Genomic DNA, 20,387 nt, shown 5'->3' with positions numbered 1-20,387 from the left:
GGGGTCGCCTGCTTCCCAGGGAAGCAGGTGCCGAATGACACCTGTTCAGCTCGCGCTTTGGACGATTCTGGGAGTGGCCCTCGTGATTGCGGCGGTGAGCGACGTGCTGCGCCGGCTCATCCCGAACGCCGTGACCTATCCGCTCATCGTGCTGGGGCTCGGGGTGCGCGGGGTGTCCGAAGGGGTGGGTGGGCTGGAGACGGGGTTGGTGAGCGGGGTGCTGGCGGGCGCGGGGCTCGCGCTGCTGCTGGTGCCGGGTGCGCTGCGCGGGCGCATGGGGTGGGGTGACGTCAAGCTGATGGCGGCCGTGGGCTGCGTGCTGGGCTTCCCCACGGTGCTCGCGGCGGCGGCCTTCATTTCGCTGGTGGGAGCGCTGCAGGCGGTCGTCACGCTGCTGTGGCAGGGGGCCGTCTGGGACACGCTGGCGGGGGTGGTTCGCCGCTGGGCGGTGCGCATGAAATGGCTGCGCGAGGAAACCTCGCCCGCTCCCGTGCGACACATCCCCTACGGCGTCTCCATCGCGCTCGGGACTTTCTGGGCCATGTGGTGGCAGCAACAACATCTGGGATAGCGCGCCGGCGTCCGGGCGCGCGCACGCAAGAAGGGGATTCACACGATGTCCACTCGCTTCACGCAAGCCCTGGCGCTCAGCGCCCTCGTCACCCTGGTGGCCGCTGCCCCCGCCCTTGCCCAGGAGGGCAGCACCGTCAGCCTGGGCGTGGGTACCCAGAAGGTGCTCACCATCCCCGGCCTCAGCCGCGTCGCGCTGGGCGATCCGTCCATCGCCGAGGTGAAGACGCTGGGCACCGGCCAGCTGCTCGTCACCGGTAACCAGGAAGGCAAGACGACGCTGCTGGTGTGGAAGTCCTCCGGGCAGCGCATCAGCTACCTGGTGACGGTCCGCAAGCAGGACCCCAACGAGGTCATCTCGGAGATCAAGCGCCTCCTGGGTGAAATCGAAGGTGTGTCCGTGCGCATGGTGGGTGACCGCATCTACCTGGACGGTCAGGCGTACACCACGCAGGACGCGGACCGCATCGAGCAGGTGGTGAGCCTCTACCCGAACGTGAAGTCGTTCGTGAAGATCGCCCCCAACGCGAAGAAGCTGGTCGCCCAGAACCTGAACGCGGCCTTCCAGAAGGCGGGCCTGAAGAACGTGCAGGCCAACGTGGTGGGCGCGACCATCTTCCTGGAGGGCTCCGTGGAGAGCCAGCAGGATCTGCAGAAGGCGGAGCTCATCACCAAGGCCATTGGCGAGAAGGTGGAGAACCTGCTCGTCGTCGGCATCAAGCGGATGATCCTCTCCGAGGTCCAGTTCGTGGAAATCCGGCGCAACAGCCGCGACCGCTACGGCATCAAGTACCCCACGGACATCACCGGCTCGCTCACCGCGACCGTCAACCTGACCAAGTCGCTCATCCCCTCCGCGGACGCCGTCTCCGGCCTCATCCTGGGCGCGACGGGCGGCTCGGACCTGAGCATCGGCTTCCAGTCCAATGACGGCTACGGCCGCCTGCTGGCGCAGCCCAAGCTGGTCTGCGCCAGCGGTGAGAAGGCGGAGTTCCTCGCCGGCGGCGAGGTGCCCATCCCGCTCATCACCAACACGCAGTTCACGGTGGAGTACAAGCCCTACGGCGTCATCCTGAAGATCCGCCCGACCGCGGACCGCAACGGCAACATCCAGACGGAGGTGGAGGCGGAGGCCTCTGAAATCGACACCTCCGTGTCGGTGTCCTTCGGTGGTTCGTCCGCCATCCCCGGCTTCCGCACCCGCAAGGTGAAGACGAACGTCACCGTGCGCCACGGTGAGACCATCGTGCTGTCGGGTGTGTTCAGCCACGACGAGCAGAAGGCCGTCGCGAAGCTGCCGGGCCTGGGCAACATCCCCATCGTGGGCGAACTGTTCAAGAACCGCGCGTTCGACTCCACCAAGCGCGAGCTGGTGATCTTCGTCACCCCGCGCATCGTGAACCCGGACTCGGACAAGGTCCGGAGCATCATCGAGGACGTGAAGACCCGCTACAAGCAGGCCCGTTCCGAGGTGAACTTCAACATCTTCGACTGAGGCAGGCGCCCGCCACGGGCGCGACACCTCTGTTGGATCCGGTCAGGGCCGGCCCCGTTCCCCGCTGCTGGGGGGAGGGTGCCGGCCCTTCCGTTTGCGGGCAGGCGAGCGAGCGTCGCAGGAGTCTTTGAGGTCGTGGGATGGCTTGGTAGCATCCCTGCCCATGTTTCTCATCACGCTGACGGAGAAGGGCGGCGGGTCGGAGCAGCGGGAGTATCCCAAGAACGAGATCACGATCGGCCGGCTCGCTGGCAACGACATCGTCCTCGCCAAGGGAAACGTCTCCAAGACCCACTCCCGCATCGTCGAAAAGGACGGGCGCTTCATCATCGTGGACATGAAGTCCACGAACGGCACCTTCGTGAACGGCAAGAAGATCGCCGGGCCCATGGTGCTCAAGCCCACCGACCAGGTCTCCATCGGCGACTACATCCTCAACGTGGAGGCGCTGGACGACGCGCCCCAGGATGAGCCCGCCGACGAGGCCTACGACGAGGAGCAGGGCGAGGAGGCCTACGAGGAGGAAGAGCCCTACGAGGAGGAGGAGCCCTACGAGGAGGAGGCGCCGCCGCCCGCCGCCGCCGCTCCCAGCCGCATGCCCGCGTCCATGGCCGCGGCCATGGCGAAGAACAAGCGCAAGGTGGACCCCCGGCTGGAGCGCTACTCGCGGCTCCAGAAGGAGATCCACGACCGGCTCATCGAGTACCTGGACCTGCGCCGGATGGACATGGACCGGCTCGGGGACGAGGAGCTGTGGCGCCGCACCGAGAAGGCCATCCGCGACATCATCGACCAGATGGAGGCGGACGGAGAGCTTCCGACGGACGTGGACCGCGAGGAGCTGCTCACCGACGTCATCAACGAGGCGCTGGGCCTGGGGCCCCTGGAGGCGTTCCTCGCGTCGGAAGAGATCAGCGAGATCATGGTGAACCACGCCAACCAGATCTACATCGAGCGCAAGGGCAAGCTGACCCTGTCGGAGAAGACGTTCTCCTCCAACCAGGCGGTGCTCGGCGTCATCGAGCGCATCGTGGCGCCCATCGGTCGGCGCATCGACGAGTCCAGCCCGCTGGTGGACGCGCGCCTCAAGGACGGCAGCCGCGTCAACGCCATCATCCCGCCGCTGGCGCTCAAGGGCCCCTGCATCACCATCCGCAAGTTCAAGAAGGACGCGCTGAAGATCCAGGACCTCATCAAGTACAAGACGGTCACGGCGCAGATGGCCGAGTTCCTGGAGATGTGTGTCACGGCCCGCCGCAACATCGTCATCTCCGGCGGCACCGGCTCCGGCAAGACGACGACGCTGAACATCATCAGCTCCTTCATTCCCGAGGGCGAGCGCATCATCACGGTGGAGGACGCCGCGGAGCTGCAGCTGCCGCAGGACCACTGGGTGCAGCTGGAGAGCCGCCCGCCCAACCTGGAAGGCAAGGGCGCCATCACCATCCGCGAGCTGGTGAAGAACTGCCTGCGCATGCGGCCCGACCGCATCGTCGTGGGTGAGTGCCGCTCCGGTGAGACGCTGGACATGCTCCAGGCGATGAACACCGGCCACGACGGTTCGCTCACCACGCTGCACGCGAACACGCCGCGAGACGCCATCGCGCGGCTGGAGACGATGGTGCTCATGTCCGGCATGGAGCTGCCGGTGAAGGCCATCCGCGAGCAGATCGCCAGCGCCGTGCACCTCATCGTGCAGCAGACGCGCTTCTCCGACGGCACGCGCAAGATCTGCTTCATCACGGAGGTGTCCGGCATGGAGGTCGACATCGTGACCCTCCAGGACATCTTCTATTTCAAGCAGGACGGCTTCACGGAGGACCACAAGGTGCGGGGGCGCTATGTGGCTTCGGGCTTCGTCCCGAAGTTCTACGACGAGCTCCAGCGCAAGGGCATTCCGGTCAACATGAGCATCTTCCGCGAGGACTGACGCGCCCATGGCAACCCTGGTCGTCCGTCATCCTGACGGCACTGAGCACGAGCACGAAATCGCCGGCGAGCTGAAGATCGGCCGCCAGCAGGGCAATGACCTCGTCCTCACGGAAGGGGGCGTGTCGCGGCAGCACGCGCGCCTCTACGTGGAGGGCAACACCGTCTATGTCGAGGACGGGGGGAGCCAGAACGGCACCTTCGTGGACGGCGAGCGCATCGAGGGGCCCACGGCGCTGACGCCGGCCTCGCAGGTGCTGCTGGGCGACTACGAGCTGAAGCTCAAGGCGAGCGCCCGGGGCAGCAGCGGCCGTCGCGCGGCGGTCCCCGCGTCCGGCGACCCCGCGACGCTCGCGGACGCGCCCGTGAAGGGCACCCGCGCCATGCCCAGCATCCGGGCCAAGGCCACCCAGAACGGGGCGGCGAAGCCCGAGGGTGCGGCCCTGGCGAGGCGGCCGGCGCGGTCGCTGCCCGCCGGCGCGGCGGCGGCGGGCGCGGGCGCGGGTCCCATGCTCAAGGGCATGACGGGGCCGTGGGCGGGCAAGTCGTATCCGCTGAACGGCACGGTGCTGGTGGGCCGGGCGCCGCCAGCGGCGGTCGTCCTGGATGACGACTCGGTGAGCCGCAAGCACGCGGAGGTGGAGCGCGCGGGCACCGTCGTGCGGGCGCGCGACCTGGGCAGTGCCAACGGCACCCTGCTCAACGGCGAGCTGCTGGGCGAGGAGTTCGTCGACCTGCAGCCCGGCGATGTCCTCCAGTTCGGCGTGGTGGAGATGGCCTACGAGGCGTCCGACACGCCCGTGCGGCGTCCGGGGTCGGGCGGGGCGCCCCCGGCGCGGCGTGGCGGCCGGGGTGAGCCCGCGGCCAACAGCCGACGCAAGCTGGTGGTGGTCGCCGGGGGCGTGATCGCGCTCCTGGCGGTGGCGGCGGTGGTGAAGGCGTCCGTGGGGCCGGGCGCGGGCAAGAACCCGAAGGCCGGGCCGGCCGCGCCGTTGGATCCCGCGCAGCAGGTGCAGGAGTTGCTCAGCGAGTGCCGCTCCTATGCCTCCAACGAACTGGGAGCGCCCAACTGGGAGCGGGCCGAGGCCACCTGTGAGAAGGCGCTGGATCAGGATCCCATCAACGTCGAGGCGAACAACCTCATCCGGCGCATCAAGCTGGAGAAGGAGGCCTTCGACAACTTCGAGGCCGCGAGGAAGGCCAGCGAGCTCAACCGCGAGAAGGACAGCCTGACGCTGCTGCGCAAGATTCCGAAGGAGAGCGAGTACTTCCGCCGCGCCCGCGCGAAGGCGCGCGAGACGGCGGCGCGCTTCGTGGAGCGCGCGAAGGACGACTGCAAGCGCTACCTGGCCAACTCGCAGTGGAGCGCCGCGGTGCCGCGCTGCCAGGACTTCATGGAGGTGTGGTGCCAGAAGCAGAGCAAGGAGGACCTGGAGCCGCCCATCGGTCAGACGCTCCGCCTGGAGGGCGGCCTGCGCAAGAACGAGTGGCGCCCGAAGGACCCCATGTTCGTGAAGTTCCTGGTGGCCCGCACGAAGCTGGACCGCAACGCGATACCCTGGACGTGCCCGGTGTCCGACATCCTGGCGCAGGACGAGCTGGGGCCGGACCAGGCCAGCGAGGTGCGCGCGATGATGAACTCGCGCTACGCCCCGAAGCTGATCCAGGCGGCGATGATGGACTACTGGACCGGCCGCGGCAGCGAGGCGCTGGCGACGCTCCAGAAGCTGCGCTCCAAGGAGGACCAGGCGCAGTACCACGCCCAGGTGGACGACCTCATCCGGGACGTGTCCAACGTGGATCAGCTCTTCAAGACGGGCGAGAGCGCGCTCACCAACAACGACCCCGAGCGCGCCGTGGCGCCGTTCAAGGAAGCGCTGACGACGGACAAGCGCCTGATGGCGGAGCTGGCGGAGACGCACCTGTCGTTCTACCGGAAGAACATCTTCCAGGACATGGCGACCGCGTCGTACCTGCGCGGCAAGCACTTCGCCGACCGCGAGGACCGGCGCCGGGGCTGCCGCATCTGGAAGCTGGGCTTCGACTTCTACAAGGGCAACACGGACCTGAACCGCGTGGTGGCCTTCTGCTCGACGCAGGCGCAGAACGCGCTGAACGCGGTGGGCAGCTGCTCGGACCTGACGGCGGTGGAGGACTACGCCGTGCCGGGTGACGGCATCGCGGAGCAGGTCGCGACGAAGAAGGCGGAGCTGAAGTGCCGGTGAGCTGAAGCGCCGGTACGGGCTTCATGGACAGGCGCCGGGAGGCGCGCTAGGGACGGGGGATGGCCGACACCAGCCCCCCGCGCTCCGAGCGCCGCCTGGCGCTCTTCGACGCCTCCGGCTTCATCTTCCGCGCCTACCACGCCATCCCCCCGCTCACGACGAGCAAGGGGGTGCCCACCAACGCGGTGCTGGGCTTCACCCGCATGGTGCTCAAGGCCCTGCAGGACCTGAAGCCCACCCACGTGGCGCTCGCGTTCGACAAGTCGGGCCGCGTGGAGCGTCAGAAGATCGACCCCACGTACAAGGCGAACCGCAAGGCGCCACCCGAGGACTTGACGCCCCAGTTCCCGCTCATCCGCAAGGTGGGGGACGTGCTCAACCTGCCCTCGCTGGACGCGGAGGGCTGGGAGGCGGACGACGTCATCGGCACGCTGGCGCTCCAGGCCAAGGCGGCGGGCTTCCAGGTCCTGGTCGTCACCAGCGACAAGGACTTCATGCAGATCGTCGACGAGGACATCACCCTCTTCGACCCCGCGAAGAACAAGCGCATCGCCATTGCGGACGTGCAGGAGAAGCTGGGCATCCTGCCCACGCAGGTGCGCGACTTCCTGGCCCTGGTGGGCGACGCGGTGGACAACGTCGCCAAGGTCCCAGGCGTGGGCGACAAGACGGCGGTGGAGTTGCTCCACCAGTTCGGTGACGTGGAGACGCTGCTGTCGCGGCTGGAGGAAGTGAAGAAGCCGAAGATCCGCGCGGCCCTGGAGTCCCACCGCGACAGCCTGGTGCGCGCCAAGCAACTGGTCACCTTCAACACCACGCTGCCCCTGGGCGTGAAGCTGGAGGACCTCATCCGCCGCGCCCCGGACGCCACGCGCGCGCGCGACCTGTTCACGGAGCTGGAGTTCTTCGCGCTCTTGCGCGACCTGCCGGCGGAGGAGGCCCCGCGGCCGGAGGTGGCGCCGCTGAACCTCACCACCACGCTGATCACCACGGAGGAGGAGCTGCGCTCCCTGGCGGACGCGGCGAAGGCCGCCGGGGCCCTCACGCTGGTGCCTGCCTTCGAGGGCATGCCCTTCGCGGCGCCGCTGGTGGGCCTGGGCGCGGCGCTGCCCGACGGCACCACGCGCTACGTGCCGCTGCGGCACCAGCAGCTGGGCGCCACCCAGGTGCCGGTGGCGGCCTTCACCGCGGTGATGAAGGACGTGCTGGCGGACGCGGCGGTGAAGAAGGGCGGGCACGACCTCAAGGCGCTCACGCTGGTGCTGGCCAACGAGGGGCTGTCGCTGGGGGGCGCGCACGACGACGTGGAGCTCCTGAGCTACCTGCTCAACCCTTCGCGCCGGGAGCACGCCCTGGCGGACCTGGCGCGCGAGCGGCTGCGTTCGGAGCTGCCCGCGCTGCCCGCGTCGGTGGAGGGCAAGAAGGGCCGGGCGCTGGCGGACCACGGGCCGGAGGAGGTGGCCGCGGCGTACGCGGTGCGCGCGGACGCGGCGCGCAGGCTGGCGCCGGAGCTGTGGCGCGAGCTGGAGCTGGGCGGGCTGGCGGAGCTGGCGCGCACGCTGGAGCTGCCGCTGTTGCCCGTGCTGGCGCGGATGGAGCGCGAGGGCGTGAAGCTGGACGTGGCGGAGCTCGCGCGCACCTCCGAGCACGTGGACGTGGAGGTGAAGGCGAAGGAGGCCGAGTGCCACCAGGCCGCGGGCCACGTCTTCAACCTGGGCTCCAACCCGCAGCTGGCGCAGGTGCTGTACGAGGAGCAGAAGCTGCCCATCCTCAAGCGCGGCAAGACGGGCCCCTCCACGGACCAGGAGGTGCTGGAGAAGCTGGCGGAGGAGCACGGCAGCGTGCTCGCGCGGGCGCTCATCGAGTACCGCGGGCTGTCCAAGCTCAAGAGCACCTACCTGGACACGCTGCCCACGCTGGTGGCGAAGGACGGGCGCATCCACACCACGTACCACCAGGCGGCCACCGCCACCGGGCGGCTGTCCTCGTCCGACCCGAACCTCCAGAACATCCCCATCCGCACCGAGCTGGGCCGGGAGATCCGCCGCGCCTTCGTGGCGGACGCGGGGCACCAGCTGGTGAGCGCGGACTACTCGCAGATCGAGCTGCGGCTGCTGGCCCACATCGCGGAGGATCCGGTCCTCATCGACGCGTTCCGCAACGACGAGGACATCCACAGCCGCACGGCGGCGGAGATCTTCGGCGTGGAGCCCAAGGCCGTGGACCGCGAGCAGCGCCGCGTGGCGAAGATGGTGAACTTTGGCATCGCGTACGGCCTGTCCGCGCACGGCCTGTCCACGCGCCTGGGGATTTCACAGGAGAGCGCGCGCGACGTCATCGAGCGGTACTTCACCCGGTACGCGGGCATCCGTCAGTACCTGGAGGACACCGTGGAGAAGGCGCGCAAGGTGGGCTTCGTGGAGACGCTCGATGGCCGCCGCCGCCTGATGGGCGACCTGCTCTCCAAGAACCGGGGCGTGGCGCAGGCCGCGGAGCGGGCCGCCATCAACATGCCCATCCAGGGCACCGCCGCGGACCTGATGAAGAAGGCGATGCTGGCCGTGGACGCCGCGCTCCGGCAGGAGAAGCTCCAGGCGCGCGTGCTGCTCCAGGTGCACGACGAACTGCTCTTCGAGGCGCCGGACGCGGAGGTGGAGACGGTGAAGGCCCTGGCCGTGAAGTGCATGGCCGCCGTCGCCCAACTGAAGGTGCCGCTGAAGGTGGACGTGGGCTCGGGCCGGAGCTGGGCGGACGCGCACTGACGCGCCTCGCGGGCCCAAGGCCTCGCGGACGAAGACATGCGGGAGAGCGCCCACCCCCGTAGGCGCCCTCCCGCGACCCCCGTCCCAATTCCCCCTGACAAAACATGCCGATCCGTCCGACCGGCGGAGCGCGCGGACCCCCATCCACGCGTTCCGGCGTTCGAACCTGTGTGCGCGCTCACCGCTCCCCCGAGCAGGAGCACGCTCCCTCAAGGCGCATCGCGGACCCCCATCCGCGACAGCGCACCCTCCCGCCAGACCCCGGACCCTCCTGTTGAGAGAAGCGTCAAGCCGGACGGATCGGCAAACCCTTGCGACATCACCTCAGCGCCACCCGCGCGCTGGAATCCCACTCAGTGCATCGCGGACCGCTCGTCGCGACGGCCCACCGGGGCCTTGCGCGCATGGGACGGTCGCTCGAAGTACTCCACCACCAACCCGCCAAAGGGCACCCGCGGCCCATCCGCCTTCGGGTCCGCCAGCCGTTGGAGGAGCGCCACCGCGCTGTCCACGGCCTCGTCCAGCGCGCGGTTGATGCGCTGGCGCTCCGCGTCCCCTCCGCCCAGGACCTCCAGGGCGTCCACCAGGCACCGGCGCAGCAGCGCGAACTCGTCGTGCAGGGCGCGCGCGCCACGCTCCGGCGCCAGGCGCAGCACCGCGCGGGTGCGGCTCCACGGGCTGGACTCCACGCCTTCCAGCGTCAGTCCCAGCTCCCGGACGAAGGGCTCCACCAGTCCGTCCAGCAGGCTGGCGACCGGAGCGCCCTGGCCCTCGTGCGCCGCCAGACGCATCCGCCGCCACAGCGCCGCGATGCGCTCAGGCTGCTTGCTGAAGACCCGGGCCGCCCCGGCCTTCTTCCGACCCCGCTCCGCCGCCATGTCCGCTGTCGTCCGCATCGCGAGCAGGGACATAGCAAGGGCTTTGCCAACGCCAGACGTGTCCCCGTTCCCAGTGAATCCAAACCCTTGGGCAGAGGCGCGGCCCCGGAGGGAGGCCGGAGTGCGTAAATCCTACGGGGCGGCTGTTGAAATCCAGGGGGTGGGGGGAAGAACCTTCCCTGCCTGGGCAGCGCGGGCCCTTCAGTGGAGCGTCGGCTTGGGCGGACGGCCCACCGGGGACTCGCCTTCCAGCTCGTACTCGCCGCTGGAGGACTCCGGCTCCTCGTCGCCCGCGCCCAGGTCCTCCGGGGCTTCTGGCAGGGCGGAACCGGACTCCAGCGCCTCCGGAGCTCCCTCCAGGGCTTCCGGCTGGGCGGGGGCGGCGGAGGGGTTGGGCGGCGCGGGCGTGGTGGCGCCAGGCCACTCCGGCCAGGGCAGGGCGGGGGAGAGGGGTTCGGCGCCGTCCACCGGCCCCGCGGCGCGGGCCGCGGCGAGCAGGCGCAGCGCGGCGTCCTCGGCGGCGTCCTCGGCGGCCAGCTCCGTCATCCGCGCGGCCTTCTGCCGCATCCGGCGCACGAAGGCGGCCACGCACAGGACGGAGGCGGTGAGCCACAGGAGCGCGGAGCTGGTGGTGAGCGGCAGCCAGCCGTAGCGCGCCGCGAGCCCGTTCCTCCAGTCCTGCTCCTCCAGCAGCAGCGACGAGTGGAACGCCTTGCCGAAGGCCTGCTCGAAGGGCTCACCCGCGCGCACCCCGTCCACCAGCAGCCCCATGGCATGCGGGCCATGCTTCCCGGTGAGGTACGCGACGAAGGCGGCGCTCTGCGCATAGGCGATCTCCACGTCCGCGGGCACGTCCGGCCAGTCGTCGGACAGGTCCTCGAAGTGGAAGACGCGCTCCTGCGTCACCGCCCGGAAGAGGGCGGTGTAGTGGGCGACGGAGTAGCGCTCGTCGGTGAGGTTCTGCGCCACGCCCTCCTGGAACCAGCGCGGCCAGTCCTTCGCCAACTGCCCCAGCGCCACGTGCGCCAGCTCGTGGCGGAGCGTGGTGGGGCCTTCCGCGTCGCTCAGGCTCAGCGCGTCCAGCAGGATGATTTGATGCCCGGGGTACGCGAGCGCCACCGCCCAGCCCGGGGGCTTGCCGCCCGGCAGCGCCAGCGCCTCGAACTCGTCCCGGCCCACGCCCAGGCGGATCTCCGTGGTGCCCGGCCAGTCGCGCCCGAGCATCGCGCCGAAGGCATCCCGCACGCCTTCAATCTGCCCGGCCAGCGCCCGGGCCGCGCCCGCCGCCTTCGCTGTGTGGAGGATGACGAAGCGCTGCGTGCGCAGCTCACCCGCCACCAGCGCGGGGCGGGCGTGGGGCACGAGCACGGCGTCGGTGACGACGGCCTCCGTGGCGTGGATGCCGCGCGGACCCTCTTCCTGCGCGAACACCCCGGGCGAGGCCAGCAGCATCATCAGGAATGCGAACAGGCGGAGCATGCGTGGCCTCACGGTCCACCAGAGATAACAGCCTCGACCGCCGCCGCATCAACCCCCTCCACCCTCAATCGCTTACGGCGCGACGTGTCACCGGCGGTGAGTGTCACCTGCCGACGGGGCACACCCAGCCTTTTGGCGATGAATTCCACCAGGGCGGCATTCGCTTCGCCATCCACCGGGGGCGCGGCGAGCTGAATCTTCAGCTGGCCGTCATGTTCGCCCACCACCTTCGTGCGGGACGCGCGCGGCTGGACGAGCACCGTCAGCTCCACTCCCTCCGGCAGCGCTTTGAGCCAGGGGGCGGGCACCGGGGCGCTAGTCGTTGGAGGTGGCCTTCTTCTGCGACAGGAAGGAGACGTTGTCCTCCACGCGCGCGTAGTCGCGGTCCGCGAAGGTGGGGGCGGCGAAGGTCTCCAGCAGCTTGCGGTGGGCCTCCACCACGGAGCGCACCTGCGATTCGAACTGGGTGCGCTGACGCTTGAGCTCGTTGATGTCCTCCACGACCTGCACCAGCCGCTGGTGCGCGCCGTGGACGATCTTCTCCGCCTGGTGCTCCGCGTCCGCGATGATGATCTCCGCTTCCTTCTTCGCGGCGTCCTTCAGGTCCTCGCTGATGCGCTGGGCGGTGACCATCGTCTCCTGGAGGGTGCGCTCGCGCTCCTGGTGCGTTTCGAGCTTGTGCTGCGTGCGCTTCAGCTCCTCCTTGAGCGCGATGTTCTCCTTCACCACCTCCTCGAACTCGCCGGCGATCAGCTCCAGGTACGCGCCCACTTCGGGACGCGCGAAGCCGCGCATCGCCGTCTCGAAGCGCTTCTGCCGGATGTCGAGCGGGGTGATCTTCATGCGCGCCAGTCTAACCCATACACGGGCGCACTCCAGGAATCGGCCCCGGGGGCGGAGACGCGCGGGGTGCCTGGGTCATGGCGCCTGGCGGGCGGGCAGGCGGGCAGCCGGGCCTCAGGGGGCCGGGGCCGTGGAGGCTTCCCACTGAGACGCCACCGAGCGCGCGGCGTTCTGCACCGCGTAGCCCAGGCGGCTGTCCGCGGCCACGTCCTGCACGACCCGGCGCGCGGTGGCGGTGCGCTGGTAGAGCAGGCCCCCCAGCGCCTGGATCTTCAGCGCGTCCGGCAGGCGCGGGTGGCGCACGACGTTGCCCAGGATCTCCTCCGCGCGGCGGTGCTGGAAGAGCGCCACCGCGCGCAGCGCCGCCTGCTGGATGCGCGGGTTCGGGTCCCAGATGTACGCGGCCAGCGGGTCCAGGGCGCGCGCGTCCCCCAGGAGCGCCAGGTCCTCGATGGCGAGCGTGCGGATCTCCTCCGGTGCCGGCTCCGCGGCCCACAGCAGGCCCCTCAGGAGGGCGGCGTCCGGGGAGGGCGCTTCCGTGGGGGGCCGGGCGGCCTTCTCCGGCGCGGCCTTCTCTGGCGCGGCCTTCGGGGAGGCGGCCCTGGCCGGGGCCGACGGGGCCTGGGCGTGGGCGGCGGCGGTCAGGAGCAGGGCGGCGGCGAGGAGCGGTCGCATGGGCCTCGTTCTACCCGAAACCCTGGAGGCCCGGCAGCACGGCACCCCCATCCCCTGGGTCGGTGGCGACATTTTCTTGACGGGATCGCCGGACGTGGGAGGTTGCCGCTGCTACAGGCGTGTTGCGAACGGAGGGCGAAGAGACCATGGGTGCGGCGGTCGCGAGCTGGCAGACACTGGAGAATGTCACGGTGGAGTGCACCCACTGCGGCGTGATGATGACGCTCCAGGCGGGAAGCCGGGTGAAGTACTACCGGTGCGGCTCATGCCACCGCTGGGTGTCCAGCACCTACAGCGAGGTCTTCCGCGCGGACGCGAAGATGCGCACGCACCCGGTGAAGGACACCGCGGACGCGGACGCGCGCTTCGTGGAGGTGAAGGACCGGCTGGACAAGTGGCTCACCGCCGTCCAGGAGCAGTGCCCGTACCAGACGATGGGCGTCTCGCCGCTGGATTCGCCGGACGTGGTGCGCGCGCGGTTTCACGCGCTGGCCATGGAGCGGCACCCGGACCGGGGCGGCTCCGCGGAGCAGATGCGCGAGCTGAACGCCGCCTACGAGCGCATCCTCAAGCACCGTCAGCGCAAGCGGCTGGAGGCCCTGTCCTCCGGCACCGCGTCGCGCGTGGCGCCCGCGTCCGTCCTGCCCGCGCGCAGCAGGTAGAACCAGAAGAGCGCTCCCAGCGACAGGCCCAGCCCCACCTTCGCCCAGGTGGGGAAGAGGTGGCCCGGGGAGATGAAGCCCTCCACCATGCCGATGCCGGCGAGGAAGGGCGCGCAGCCCACCACCAGCTTCACCGCCTCGCGTCCGCGCGCCTGGAGCGCCTGCGCGCGGGGCAGCTCACCAGGGTCGATGAGCGCCTGGCCCACCATCAGGCCCGCGCCGCCCGCGATGACGATGATGGACAGCTCCACCGGCCCGTGCGCGGCGATGAAGTCCAGGAAGCCCACCGTCATGCCCTCGCGGAAGCACAGCGCGCCCACCGCGCCAATGAGCACCCCGTTGTTCACGAGCGTGAAGATGGGCCCCACGCCCAACAGGATGCCGGACGCGAACGCGAACAGCGTGACGGTGAGGTTGTTGGTGGCGATGCCCGAGGCCACCGCGTTGGGCGGCGCCACCGACAGGATGTCATCCGTCCACATGCGCCCCTGCGCCACGTAGCGCCGCACACCCTCCGGCACGAGCAGCTCCGCGCCGCGCGGCTCCAGCGTCACCACCAGCGCGCCCAGCAGCAGCCCCAGCACCAGCATCCCCGCGCTCACGCCCACGAAGCGCGCCTCGCGGCGCAGGGTGGCCGGGAAGTCGCGAAGGAAGAAGTCTCGCGTGGAGGCCCAGCGCTCGCGGGGGGGCTGGTAGATGGCGCCGTAGGCCTGACCGCAGAGCTGGTTGAGGAAGCGGTGCGCGTCCGTGCCCGGGTAGAACGTCTGCGCCCGCGCCAGGTCCGCGGACGCGCGCCGGTAGAGCGTGTCCAGCGTGCGCAGCTCCTCCAGGTGCAAGCGGCCCGCGCGCTGGCGCGCGAGCAGCGCCTGGAGCGCGTCCCAGTCCGGGCGGCGCCGGGCGACGAAGGCGGGCAGGGGCGTGGCCATGTCAGTGGGCCGCCTGCGCGCGCGTGCGCAAGAAGGACTCCAGGGCCTCCGGAGTCTGGAGCACCTGGGCGCGCTCCTCGTCCGTCAGCGTGGCTCCCACGCGGTCCACCAGCCGTGCGCCCAGCCGGCGCCGCACGTCCGGCGCCAGGCCCGGGGCGCGCGCGAGGAAGGCCAGCACCAGCTCCACGTCCTCCGCGCCCAGGGGCCGCTGCGCGGCGGTGGCCGTCATGGCCTGGGCCGCGGCTTCGGACGCGGCGGGACGCGTGTACTTGTCCAGGTCGATGGCCTCCTCGCGCACCAGCACGGTGCCCGCGAGCAGGTCTCCCAACCGGCGGTGCCTTGCGTCCAGCAGCATGGTGATGCAGCCGGTCGCGTAGAGCACCGGCAGGAAGTCCACTGCGCGGCAGAGGTTGCGCACGGCGCTTTCGAGGAAGCCCACGGGCGAGCCATCCTCCCGCACCACGCGGATCCTCAGCGCGCGTTTGCCCGGTGTCTGTCCATGGAAGAAGACCTCCGCCAGCGTCCAGTACAGCCATTGCGTGGCGAAGAGCCCCACCGCGAACAGCGTCTGCGTGAGCCCCGACAGGGACTGGAACGCGCCCAGCACGTCGGACACCAGCAGCGTGATGACGAAGTAGAGCGCCACCCAGAAAAAGAACAGCAGGCTTGCGTCCACCAGCCACGCGAGACAGCGGTAGCCGATACCGGCCACGGGCAGGGAGAGAGCCACCCGCTCGGGCGTGGCGACGGCGACATGGGGTGCGGGGGCAGAGGGAGTCATGCGCGTGGGACGCACAGCATACGCCCTTGGCGTCCAGGACGCGCCATCCGCATGCATCCCCTCCGCATGAAGGCAGCGGGGCGAAACAGCACGCGAAACATTGAAATGTGGACGCCGGACGCGTGTCCCACGGCCGACAGCGATCACGACCTGACGGACGAGGCCCTGGATTTCGATGCGATTCGTGCGCAATTGACAGTCCGGGCAGGGTCGGTTCGCAAGAGACTTGGGATGGTGTTAGGGTCTCGGTTGGCTGGAATTGCCTGAAACGTAAAAGGAGGAACGGCCAGGACGGGCCAGTTCGGCAGTCGCAAGCGCAGTCCGCGGGGCAGCACTGACAAGAACCCTGGATGGAGTTGAAGCGCGGTTCTCGCACGCTCAGCACTGGCGGAAGTTCCGCCGCGGTTCCACCGACTCCAGGGCAGGTTGCAGTCGACAGGTAGCATTGAAAGCAATTCGCCACGACGGCTGGGGGGCCATCGCATGGCAGCGAATCAATCCGCAGTTCGTATTTCGATTCTCGAAGGACCGTGGGCGGCCTGGCAGGGCCTCTCGGACGGGCTTCGGGGTGAGGGTCATTCCACTTCGGTGACGCGCGACGTGCGCGGCTTCCTGGATGGGCTTGGAACGGATCCGCCGCAGGTGGCGATTCTGGACGTGGAGAGCGATGGCGAAGCCGCCATTGGCTGCTCCGTGACGGAAGGGCTCAACCTGCTGCGCGAGGCCCGCAAGCGCCGGCTGGAGGTCCGCATGCTGCTCTTGTCCGCGGTGAGCACGCCGGAGGTCATCTCCCAGTGCTTCGACGAGGGCGCCTCGGGCTACCTCTTCCGCGCGGGGCTGGGCGTGAACGCCGTGTCTTCCGCGGTCCAGTCGCTGGTTCGGGGCGAACGCCTCTTCCCGGTGCAGCTGCTCCGCAATGACTTCGAGCATCCGCCGGTGACGTCACCCACGGCGAGCGTGCTGCTGCTGCTCACGCAGCGGGAGCGCGAGGTGCTGGCGTACGTGGCGGGAGGCGCGGACAACCTGAAGATCGCCGCGCACCTGCAGATCGCCGAGCGCACCGTGAAGTCCCACGTCACTCAGCTCTACCGCAAGCTGGGCGCGGAGAACCGCACCCAGCTCGCGCTGCGCGCCTGCCACCTGGGCGTCAGGCCTCCGCCGGACCTCTAGGCGGGGACGGCCCACCCTCCCCGGTGAACCGGGGAGGGCACGGCGAAGGGCGGCGCGGCCTTCAGTTCTTGTTGCGGGCCGCGTCCTCTTCCATCTTCTTGCGGAGGCTCAGGGGGCGCATGTCCGTCCAGACCTCCTTGATGTACTCCAGGCACTCGGCCTTGAGGCCCTGCTTGCCGGCGTCCTTCCAGCCGAGCGCGTTCTCGCGGTCCGCGGGCCAGATGGAGTACTGCTCTTCGTGGTTCACGACGACCTTGTAGATGGTCGTGTCTTCGCGCTCGTCGCTCATGGGCTGGCTCCTGGAAAGCTGGGGACTCCCTTTCGTCGCACACCCAGGGAAAAGCGGTCAAGGTAGGCGAACGCGGTCTTCACCGGCCCTGCCCACGAGGGCGGATCCGCGCCTGCCCGCCCGGCGGGGTTCCACCCGGAATCCGTGGTCGTGACAGGCAGGGGGGCGGCACGGATACTCCGCCCCATGCGCATCGTGAAGAACGCCGTCGCGGGCCTCGTGCTCCTCGTGGGGGGCGGCTGGGCCTCGCTCGCCCTGGCCCTGACAGGGGCGGGCCCGGAGGGACCGCACGTGGGGCGGGCCCTGCTGGCCGGGCTGCTCCTGGGCGCGGCGGTGGCCGCGTGGCGGTGGCGCTCGCGGCGCTGGGGCGTGGCGGTGGCGCTGCTGGGGTGTCTGATGGTCTACGGCTGGGTGCGCACCGTGCGGCCCTCCAACACGCGGGACTGGGCGCCGGACCTGGCGCGGGCGCCGTGGGCGGAGGTGGCTGGCTCCCAGGTGACGATCCACGACGTGCGCGACTTCCGCTACCGCAGCACCACGGACTGGGATGCCGCCTGGTACACGGCCACCTACGACACGGAGGCGCTCACGGAGGCGTCCTTCATCGTGGAGCCGTTCTCCGGCTTCTACGGCGCGGCGCACACCATGGTGAGCTTCGGCTTCCAGGACGGCCGCCGCGTGGTGTTCTCCGTGGAGGTCCGGCGCGAGAAGGGGGAGACGTTCTCCGCGGTGGGGGGGCTGTTCCGCCGCTTCGAGCTGGCGTACGTCGTGGGAGACGAGCGGGACCTGGTGCAGCTGCGGTCCAACTTCCGACACGACACCGTGTATGTGTATCCCGTGAAGGCATCCAGGGAACGCATCGCCGCGTTCTTCATGGACATGGTGCAGCGGATGAACGGACTGCACGCGGCACCGGAGTTCTACGACACGCTCACCAGCAACTGCACCACCAACCTGGTGCGCCACTTCGAGAAGGTGGCCACGCGGAACGTGCCGTACGACCATCGTACGTTGATGCCCGCGTTCTCGGATGAGCTCGCCTACTCGCTGGGCATCATCGACACGGACGCGCCGCTGTCGCAGGTCCGCGGCCGCTATGAAATCAACGCGCGCGCCCTGGCCGCGCAGGGGCGGGATGACTTCTCCGAGCGCATCCGCGCGCCCGCGACGACCGCCACCGCGCCCGCGCCGTGATGTCTGGCTTCAAGTCCCCGTGGCGGCCTGGGGCGTGGCCGGCGCCGTGGCGACCTGAAGGTGGCGGACGTAGTGCTCCTGGAGCGCGGTGAAGTAGCCGCGCTCCTCCCACAGCTCCTCCAGGAGGCGGTCGGTGAGGGACCGCACCTCCGCGCTCTCGTCCTCTCGGTCGGGCACGCGCGGGGTGGGTTCGGGCTGCATGAAGGCGCGGGTGGCCTCCGCCATCAGCAGCCGGCTGCTCCGGAAGAGGCGGCGCAGGGCCTGGTTGATGGGGCGCGCATCCATCAGCGCGCAGGCGGCGACGATGGCGGCCTGCACCGTCCGGGGGCCGTCCCCCTGGAGGGACGCGGCGTCCAGGTCGCCGCGCTCCAGCGCGTGGTGCAGCAGGTAGCCGTGGTGCAGGCACGTGGACGTCAGGTCCACGCAGTCCTTCACCCAGAGCACGATGAAGACCTTGCGGAACACCTTGCGCACCGGGAAGAGGGCCACGGCCTTCAGGTAGGACACGAGTCGCCCCCCCAGGTCGCGCGCCTCGTACGAGCCGGCCAGCAACTGCACGGCCTTGTCGGGGGCCTTGAGGCCCCGCTCCTTCAGCTGGTCGCGCACGGACTGCTCGCGCACCTGGCGCAGGGCGTAGTCGTCCAGGAAGGGCACGGGGATGAGCGGGGTGAGCCCGGCCGCCACGGCGTGGAAGGCCACGCGGGCGAGCGAGGGCGGCACGGCGTTCGGTGGGCGGGAGGTGGAATCGGCCATGGCGTGTTTCATAACCGCTTCCGCGCCGGCCGCCTTCCGCAGGTAGACTGATGGACGGATTCTGGCCGTGGGAGTGTCGTGAACTCCGCCGAAGCACGCGGCGGATGGGTGAGGTGCCTGGGAATGAAGGTGAAGCAAGAACTGCCCGTCGTGCCGTTCGCGTCGGAGAAGGCGTGGGAGAAGTGGCTGGCAGCGCACCACGCCGACTCGCCGGGCGTGTGGATGAAGCTCGCGAAGGGGGAGTCCGGCATCGCGTCCGTGACCTATCCCCAGGCGCTGGACGTGGCGCTCTGCTACGGGTGGATTGACGGCCAGAAGGGCGCGTTCGACGCCGAGTACTGGCTGCAGCGCTTCACGCCCCGGGGGCCCCGCAGCAAGTGGTCGAAGATCAACGTCGGCAAGGTGGAGGCCCTGGTGGCGGCGGGGCGGATGAAGGCCGCGGGCCTGCGCGAGGTGGAGGCGGCCCGGGCGGATGGTCGCTGGGAGGCGGCCTACTCGGGTGCGAAGACCATCCAGGTTCCGGAGGACCTGCTGCGCGCGCTGGAGGCGAACCCGCAGGCGAAGGCGTTCTTCGCGACGCTCAAGAGCGCCAACCGCTACGCCATCCTCTACCAGCTCCATGATGCGAAGAAGCCGGAGACGCGCACGCGCCGGCTGGAGAAGTTCGTCGCCATGCTGGAGGCCGGGGAGACGCTCCACGGCTGAGCCGGGCGGCGGGCTACTTCGGCTCGCCCATGACCTCCATCGTGTGCTTGAGCCGCTCCAGGCCCAGGCGCACCAGGGCGCCGCGCAGGTCGGGCTGGGCCAGGAACACCTTCTTGAACACGTCGCGCTCCAGCTTGAGCAGCGTGCACGGGGTCACCGCGCGCACGGTGGCGGTGGCCAGCCGGCTGCGAAGCAGGGAGATCTCCCCGAACAGGGCGCCTTCCTCCAGCGGGGGGTAGGGCGACTGGCGGCCATCGCCGTGCGTGTGGAACACCTCGCACTGGCCGCGGAGCAGGACGTAGAGCGCGTCGCCCGGCTGGCCCCGGGTGAGCAGCGTCTCGCCCGCGGGGACGGTGCAGGGGACGAAGGCGTCCCCCAGGTCGTGCTGCACGTCCGGAGGCAGCGCGGCGATGAGCGGGTTGCTGCGCAGCGCGTCCGCCAGCAGCCGCTCCCGGGCGGCGACCTGCATCTGGTCGCCCTTCACGCCGTAGTCGCGGCCCAGCTCCCGGACCCCCGCCAGGGTCAGCTCCAGCAGCACCACGTCCTCCACCGTCACCACGGTGGCGGTGCGCTTCGTGCCGGTGAGCAGCGCCAGCTCTCCGAAGAACTCGCCGGCCCCCAGGCGGCCAACCTCCGTGTTCGCGCCAGGGGCGCCGCCGTGGAGCACCGCGACGCGGCCCTCCAGCACGACGAACATCGAGTGGCCCGGGTCGCCCTCCCGCACCACCACCTGCCCCGCGGACAGGTAGCGGGTGCAGACCGGAGGCGGTGCCGGGGGCGTCTCCGCGTCCACCTGGGATGCCTCCGCCGCCGTGGACGGTGCCGCGGACGCCTGCCCGGCGCCGGTGGCCGGGGCGGACGGGTGTGCGGACAGCAGGGCCTGCAGGCGCGCGAACAGGGACATGGTGCCCGAATGCTAGCGGGGCGCCGGGGTGGAAACTGTGAAGCGCTTCACAGTGGGCAGGGGGCCGGGTTGAAAGACAGCCGGGTGCGCGCAATCCCTGTCAAGGCCGGCTGAGCAGGGATTGCGGGTGTTTGTGTTTCAGGGGGG

19 protein-coding genes are annotated in these 20,387 nt (G+C 70.3%); 9 read left to right on the top strand and 10 right to left on the bottom strand.

The genetic code is table 11. The features are described 5' to 3' along the window. Positions 1–34 precede the first annotated feature (34 nt). The 5 genes from FOF48_RS12730 (at position 35) to polA (ending at position 8,981) form a co-directional block, all read left to right on the top strand. A complete protein-coding gene (locus FOF48_RS12730; RefSeq protein WP_143901268.1) occupies positions 35–571 on the top strand; it encodes a prepilin peptidase in 537 nt (178 codons plus the stop codon). 45 nt (positions 572–616) lie between these two features. Next, positions 617–2,065, top strand: coding sequence for a type II and III secretion system protein family protein (locus FOF48_RS12725; protein ID WP_143901266.1), 1,449 nt, complete (start codon positions 617–619; stop codon positions 2,063–2,065). Positions 2,066–2,228: 163 nt separating this feature from the next. Beyond that, complete coding sequence (locus FOF48_RS12720) at positions 2,229–3,995, top strand: ATPase, T2SS/T4P/T4SS family (protein ID WP_143901264.1); 1,767 nt, start codon at positions 2,229–2,231, stop codon at positions 3,993–3,995. A gap of 7 nt (positions 3,996–4,002) precedes the next feature. After that, a complete protein-coding gene (locus tag FOF48_RS12715) occupies positions 4,003–6,219 on the top strand; it encodes an FHA domain-containing protein (RefSeq protein ID WP_143901262.1) in 2,217 nt (738 codons plus the stop codon). A 59-nt stretch (positions 6,220–6,278) separates the two neighbouring features. Continuing rightward, positions 6,279–8,981 carry a DNA polymerase I gene (gene polA / locus FOF48_RS12710; protein WP_143901260.1) on the top strand — a complete coding sequence of 901 codons (2,703 nt, stop codon included), beginning with the start codon at positions 6,279–6,281 and terminating at the stop codon, positions 8,979–8,981. A gap of 353 nt (positions 8,982–9,334) precedes the next feature. Here the strand turns inward: polA and FOF48_RS12705 are convergent, their stop codons facing one another. The 5 genes from FOF48_RS12705 to FOF48_RS12685 form a co-directional block, all read right to left on the bottom strand. Continuing rightward, a complete protein-coding gene (locus FOF48_RS12705) occupies positions 9,335–9,892 on the bottom strand; it encodes a hypothetical protein (protein WP_143901259.1) in 558 nt (185 codons plus the stop codon). A gap of 168 nt (positions 9,893–10,060) precedes the next feature. Then, positions 10,061–11,338, bottom strand: coding sequence for a hypothetical protein (locus FOF48_RS12700; protein ID WP_143901257.1), 1,278 nt, complete (start codon positions 11,336–11,338; stop codon positions 10,061–10,063). 8 nt (positions 11,339–11,346) lie between these two features. After that, complete coding sequence (locus tag FOF48_RS12695) at positions 11,347–11,646, bottom strand: DUF167 domain-containing protein (protein ID WP_143901255.1); 300 nt, start codon at positions 11,644–11,646, stop codon at positions 11,347–11,349. Between the two features lie 7 nt (positions 11,647–11,653). Then, positions 11,654–12,181 (bottom strand): DivIVA domain-containing protein, encoded by a 528-nt coding sequence (locus FOF48_RS12690; RefSeq protein ID WP_143901253.1) that lies wholly within the window; start codon positions 12,179–12,181, stop codon positions 11,654–11,656. A 114-nt stretch (positions 12,182–12,295) separates the two neighbouring features. Then, the gene (locus FOF48_RS12685) at positions 12,296–12,856 is read right to left on the bottom strand and encodes a HEAT repeat domain-containing protein (protein WP_143901251.1); all 561 of its coding nucleotides are present in this window, start codon (positions 12,854–12,856) and stop codon (positions 12,296–12,298) included. 146 nt (positions 12,857–13,002) lie between these two features. Between FOF48_RS12685 and FOF48_RS12680 the strand changes: the two genes are divergently transcribed. Further along, the gene (locus FOF48_RS12680) at positions 13,003–13,518 is read left to right on the top strand and encodes a J domain-containing protein (RefSeq protein ID WP_143901249.1); all 516 of its coding nucleotides are present in this window, start codon (positions 13,003–13,005) and stop codon (positions 13,516–13,518) included. On the opposite strand, the gene FOF48_RS12675 is transcribed toward FOF48_RS12680, so the two are convergent. Both FOF48_RS12675 and FOF48_RS12670 read right to left on the bottom strand, forming a co-directional pair. Next, positions 13,434–14,444, bottom strand: coding sequence for a stage II sporulation protein M (locus FOF48_RS12675; RefSeq protein ID WP_143901247.1), 1,011 nt, complete (start codon positions 14,442–14,444; stop codon positions 13,434–13,436). The two genes, FOF48_RS12680 and FOF48_RS12675, sit on opposite strands and share 85 nt — an antisense overlap. Position 14,445: 1 nt before the next feature. Then, complete coding sequence (locus FOF48_RS12670) at positions 14,446–15,225, bottom strand: RDD family protein (RefSeq protein WP_255442112.1); 780 nt, start codon at positions 15,223–15,225, stop codon at positions 14,446–14,448. 483 nt (positions 15,226–15,708) lie between these two features. Here FOF48_RS12670 and fruA point away from each other — a divergent pair, with 483 nt between their 5' ends. Beyond that, positions 15,709–16,395: a response regulator transcription factor FruA gene (fruA, locus tag FOF48_RS12665; RefSeq protein ID WP_120537371.1), complete on the top strand. Its 687-nt coding sequence runs from the start codon at positions 15,709–15,711 to the stop codon at positions 16,393–16,395. 61 nt (positions 16,396–16,456) lie between these two features. Here the strand turns inward: fruA and FOF48_RS12660 are convergent, their stop codons facing one another. Then, entirely contained in the window at positions 16,457–16,684 is a 228-nt protein-coding gene (locus FOF48_RS12660) for an MbtH family protein (protein WP_143901243.1), read from the bottom strand. Positions 16,685–16,870: 186 nt separating this feature from the next. Between FOF48_RS12660 and FOF48_RS12655 the strand changes: the two genes are divergently transcribed. Further along, positions 16,871–17,878 (top strand): DUF4105 domain-containing protein, encoded by a 1,008-nt coding sequence (locus FOF48_RS12655; RefSeq protein WP_143901240.1) that lies wholly within the window; start codon positions 16,871–16,873, stop codon positions 17,876–17,878. Positions 17,879–17,887: 9 nt separating this feature from the next. Here the strand turns inward: FOF48_RS12655 and FOF48_RS12650 are convergent, their stop codons facing one another. Next, positions 17,888–18,631 (bottom strand): hypothetical protein, encoded by a 744-nt coding sequence (locus FOF48_RS12650; RefSeq protein WP_143901238.1) that lies wholly within the window; start codon positions 18,629–18,631, stop codon positions 17,888–17,890. 123 nt (positions 18,632–18,754) lie between these two features. On the opposite strand from FOF48_RS12650, the gene FOF48_RS12645 reads away from it, so the two are divergent. Continuing rightward, a complete protein-coding gene (locus tag FOF48_RS12645) occupies positions 18,755–19,336 on the top strand; it encodes a YdeI family protein (RefSeq protein WP_143901236.1) in 582 nt (193 codons plus the stop codon). A 13-nt stretch (positions 19,337–19,349) separates the two neighbouring features. Here FOF48_RS12645 and FOF48_RS12640 read toward each other — a convergent pair whose 3' ends face one another. Further along, positions 19,350–20,240, bottom strand: a complete 891-nt coding sequence (locus FOF48_RS12640; protein ID WP_143901234.1) for a cyclic nucleotide-binding domain-containing protein — start codon at positions 20,238–20,240, stop codon at positions 19,350–19,352. Positions 20,241–20,387 lie beyond the last annotated feature (147 nt).

Origin of the sequence: Corallococcus sp. Z5C101001 (genome assembly GCF_007352635.1) — a bacterium.
Classification (GTDB): Bacteria; Myxococcota; Myxococcia; order Myxococcales; family Myxococcaceae; genus Corallococcus; species Corallococcus silvisoli.
The sequence above is the reverse complement of the archived record's forward strand: the minus strand, read 5'-3'. Positions and strand labels throughout refer to the sequence as shown.